Source organism: Streptomyces sp. NPDC006265, assembly GCF_040613555.1.
Lineage (GTDB): Bacteria > Actinomycetota > Actinomycetes > Streptomycetales > Streptomycetaceae > Streptomyces.
In genome coordinates this window covers 1-4670 of record NZ_JBEXSH010000733.1, presented here as the reverse complement: position 1 = coordinate 4670, position 4670 = coordinate 1, and the positions used below count along the sequence as shown (strand labels likewise).

Here is a 4670-nt window from a genome sequence, read left to right as displayed (position 1 = left end):
GGTCATCGTGCGCAACGCCGTGTGGCGCCTGCCGAAGACCGCGGTGCTGACCCTGCTCACCCGCGCGCCGGGCAAGGCCACCACCGCGTAGATCCATGGGCTGCCGATCGGCAGCCCCACTTGCTCCAGCACCGCAACTCCCCGTGGCTCCCCCGTGGGCCAGACCGTGCCGCGGTGGCGCGGGGGAGCGGCAGGAGTGGCCATGACAGCCATAGAGCGTACGCCCTGGGGTGTGACGGGCGGTTCACGGGGGGCTCATACGTTCGGTGCGGACTGTTCACCTCGTCGAGGATCATCCGGCTTTGTCGGTATATGCGCGAGTATCGAACTCGAAGCCCTGATTGCGGGCCCGTACAGACGGAACGGCGCCTCCCTTCGAGGGGAAGGCGCCGCCGTGTGTCCGACGGGTCGGGCGGCTCAGGCGGCCACCGGTGTCTGGTCCGCGGAGCGCTGACCCTGGGTCGAGGTGCGCTTGGACAGCAGCCGGTCCAGGCCGAACGCGCCGGAGCCCGTGAAGATCAGCAGGAACATGGCCCAGCAGTACATCGCCGCGCCCTCGCCGCTGTTCTCGATCGGCCACAGGCCCTGCGGCTGGTGGACCTTGAAGTACGCGTACGCCATCGCTCCGGAGGAGATGAGCGCCGCTATGCGGGTGCCGAGGCCCAGGAGCACCAGGACGCCGCCGACGAGTTCGATGACGGCCGCGTACCAGTTCGGCCAGGCGCCGGTCGCGGCGGTGCCGCCCTTTCCGTCCACGCCGCCGAGGACGCCGAAGAGGGCGACGGTGCCGTGGCAGGCGAACAGCAGGCCGACGACGATCCGGAACAGGCCGAGCGCGTACGGCTGGGCGCCGTTGAGGCGAGCGGTCATGTGGGGGGTCACTCCTTCGGTTGGCCGGCCCTGGGGAGGCCGGTCGGGGACGGATACCGCGGAGTAGCCCACGTTAGGTGTGCCTAATTGATGCTTGCAAGTTCAACATTTGGCCACTGCTTTTCCTCCCGCCGGGGCTCGGTCTCGGGCCCAGTCGCACGTAGAACGGCTCTCGCCACCGCATCCGCGTCCGAAAGCGTGACCGAATCCACCCCTGGGCGGGCTCCCGCGGCGGTCACCCAGTGGACGCCTTCTGTCGGCACGCCGAACGCGAACCGCCTTGTGTGTGCAACTCCTTGACGATCCATCAGCCGATAGGGGCGCGCTGTGACATCCAACCCCCCTGTCTCATAACCGTCCACGACGTGCGGTCGGCACTGCCCGCTCCGCAGCAGACCGGCCAGGAGGTCGTCGGCGGTGTACCGAAGGTCGGGCTCCGGCAGGCGGGCCTCTACGAGGGTTTTCACACGGACCGCCGTTCCCGGCACGTCGGGGGAGTGCGCCGTCCAGCCCCCGTCCTCCTCCGACACCCGCAGCCGCGGCCCGAGCACCCGCACCACCCCCGCCTCCACCAGGGCCGCGAGTTCCTCGATGCGCCGGCGCGGCGGGCCGATCGAGAGAAACGCGTTGAGCGGGGTGTACCAGCGGTCCAGGTGATCGCGGCGGGACGCGCCGGAGAGGCCGCCGTGGTCGACGATCAGCCGGAGTTCGTTGCGCAGGTCGCGCAGCACGTCCAGGGCCGCCTTCAACGGGCCGTGTACATTGCCCAGGGCGGCCTGGGCGGCGTCCTGACGCAGATACGACAGCAGCCAGTCGCGCCACTCGCCGGAATGCGCGAAGTCCCGTCCCGCGTACGGGCGGGAGATCCGCTCCCAGCACCAGCGCTCGCCGTCCGGCACCCCGAACTCCTCCAGCAGCGGCGCCTCCAGGGGGTCGCCGTGCGGGACGGCGAGGAAGCGGTCGGTGAACTCGCGCACCCGTCCCGCACCGGACGCGGCCCGCCGGATCAGCGCGCCGTAGTAGACCGTCTCCACCTCCTTCGCCACCAACGGCCATATCTCCGTGAGGAAATCGGGCGCCTCCCCGGAGTCCGCGCGCTTGCGGAACCCGGCGATCACCTCCGGGGTGAGGGCGAGCGGGACGTGCCGGCCGTAGGGCCCCTTCGCGTTGTCGCCGCGTGCCTGGTGCGGGACGCCGCGCCGCGAACCGGCGAAGAGCCGCGGCTCACGACCGGAGGGGAGGTAGCGCAGGCCCCCGTCGTCCCGGACGAAACGGCCGCCCCGGCCGGTCGTCAGCAGGGCCGTGTGGTCGAAGAAGTTGAGGCCGAGGCCACGCAGCAGGACGGGTTCGCCCGGGGGTACGGACGACAGGTCGACGTCGGCCGGGTTCGCGGGCGGGACGTGCCGCAGGCCGTGCCGCGCGGCGTGGGCCGCCGGCCGCAGCAGGTCCGGGCCGGCGGTCCTCGGCAGGTGCCCCTGGGCCAGCACCACCGCGGACAGGCCGGCCAGGGTGCGGCCGTCGTCGAGGGTGAGGGCCTGTCGGCCGCCGTGAGTGTCCTCGAGCCGTACCGCGCGTGCCCGGTGCGTCTCGACCCGTACGGCCGGCGGCGCCTGCCGTAGGACCTCGGCGAACACCCACTCCAGATAGCGGCCGTAGTCGGCCCTGGTCGGATACTCGTCCGCGCCCAGCCTGCCGCCCGCCCACTCGTGCAGGCTCGGACCCGGGCGGATCGGGCCCGAGCAGTCCACGCTGGCGTCGGTGAACAGGGTCACCTGGCAGGCCACGGTGTTCATCAGCAGCTCGGGAGACTGGGTGGTGCGCCAGACGCGGCCGGGGCCGGGCGGGTCCGGGTCGATCACATGGACCGTCAGCCGGGCACCGGGTGGCAGGAATTCCGGGGCGGAGGCGCACAGGCGTTCCAGGACGCTGGTGCCGCGCGGTCCGGCGCCGACCAGGGCGACGGAGACGTGCGCGGGTCTCGCGGCTGGTCCGGGACCCTCGGAGGGTACGGATTCCTTGGTTTCCTCGGGCGACGCAGACAACGGTGGGACTCCCGGGCGTGTGGGGCGCGTGTCGGCGGTCCGCCGGACTGGAAGCGGACGGTCCGCCTCATCATGCCGTCGCCGGGAGCGGTAACCGATGCTCGTGGGGAAGGATTGACGGTCGCTGTGGGATGCATCACCAGCGCTACGGGGTATCACCGGACGCAGCGCAACAAACGGGCGGAACAGGGGGGTTAGGGGGCGAGCTCGGCGTCCAGCAGTGTCGTCAGGCGGGGGCCCGTCCCCTCGCGGGCCTTGGCGTGCTCCAGTCGCAGCCGGGCCGAGCGGCCGCGCAGGGTCAGGGTCATGAGCTGGTTGCCGAACCAGGGGCCGCCCGTCTTGCGCCAGCCGACCGGCGGGCGCGGGAGGCGGCCGTGCCGGGCGAGGCCGCGGCCGATGCCCCGCGCCATCGCGCTCCAGCCGATGCGGAAGGCCAGCCGCATCGACAGCGGCACCGAGTTGTGGACGGGGGAGCAGACCAGCTGCACCACCCGGGCGTCCGGGCCCGGTCCGGGCCACGAGGGCTCGGCGACGTAGGCGTGGTGCACGTCCCCGGACAGCACGCACACCGTCGCCGGCGCGTCCCGCCCCGAGCCCGCCTCGGCGATCAGCTCCGCCAGCCCCGCGAAGGACTCGGGGAACGCCGACCAGTGCTCCAGATCGGCCGCGCGCCGCACCTTCTCCCCGAACCGCGCCCAGCGCTCGCCCCGTTCGCCGCCGCACAGGGCCGCGTTCCAGCCCTCGGCGTCGTGCACCAGGTGGGGCAGCAGCCAGGGCAGCGAGGTGCCGATCAGGAGGTGGTCGTGGGTCTCGGGTCCGTCCAGCACCTGCTCGCGCAGCCAGGCGCCCTCGCCCGGGTCGAGCATCGCGCGCTCGCCCTCGGCGAGGACCCGGGCGGCCCGGCTGTCCACCATCACCAGACGCACCCGCCCGAAGTCGCGCCGGTAGCTCCAGCGGGCCGTGGTCGCGTCGGCGTCGGCCCGGGCGGCGAAGGCGCGCAGCACGTCGGTGCCGTCGGGGGACTCGCGGACCGCCTCGTAAACCGGGTCGGCCGCGAGCTCTTCGAGGGACAGGTTGCCCAGGTGCTGGTGGACCCAGTACGACATCAGGCCGCTGAGCAGCCGCTCCTGCCACCAGCCGGTGGAGCGCATGTCGGCGAGCCAGGCGGCGGAGGTGTTCCAGTCGTCGATGACGTCGTGATCGTCGAAGATCATGAAGCTGGGCACGGTGGACAGCAGCCAGCGGATGCGCGGGTCGAGCCACGACTCGTAGTAGAGGTGCGTGTACTCCTCATAGTCGGCGACCCCGCTGCCCGGTGCTTCCTTCAGGTCGCGGCGGCCCGCCAGCCAGCGCTGCGTGTCGTCGGAGGTCTCGTCGGCGTACACCTGGTCGCCGAGCAGCAGCAGGACGTGCGGCCGCTCGCCCTCGGGGTCGGCCGCGAGGCGGGTGGCGAGGGCGTCCAGGGCGTCCGGTCCGACGGGGTCGTCGCCGCCCGCCGGCGGGGAGGCCCAGCGGCAGGAGCCGAAGGCGACGTTGAGGTCGCCCTCGGGGCCCGGCGCGTGAATCGCCGAGGGTGGGAAGGGGGAGCCGGGCGGCGGCCACACCGGGGCCCCGTCGAGGAACACCTCGTACGTCGTGGTGGTACCGGCCGTCAGGCCCGTCACCGGGACCAGCGCGTAGTGGTGGCCCGCGATCTGGAAACTGCGGGCCGTGCCGCCCGCGCCGGCGGCGCAGCGCACCACGGGGGTGGGCGCACGG

General features: G+C 72.9%; 3 protein-coding genes. All 3 read right to left on the bottom strand.

The genetic code is table 11. The features are described from left to right. Positions 1–417 precede the first annotated feature (417 nt). Positions 418–870 (bottom strand): DoxX family protein, encoded by a 453-nt coding sequence (locus ABZ281_RS38640; RefSeq protein ID WP_356662688.1) that lies wholly within the window; start codon positions 868–870, stop codon positions 418–420. Positions 871–953: 83 nt separating this feature from the next. After that, the gene (locus ABZ281_RS38635; protein ID WP_356662689.1) at positions 954–2825 is read right to left on the bottom strand and encodes an FAD/NAD(P)-binding protein; all 1872 of its coding nucleotides are present in this window, start codon (positions 2823–2825) and stop codon (positions 954–956) included. A gap of 281 nt (positions 2826–3106) precedes the next feature. Then, positions 3107–4670: alkaline phosphatase D family protein (locus tag ABZ281_RS38630; RefSeq protein ID WP_356662687.1), on the bottom strand; the 1564-nt coding region annotated here is incomplete at its 5' end.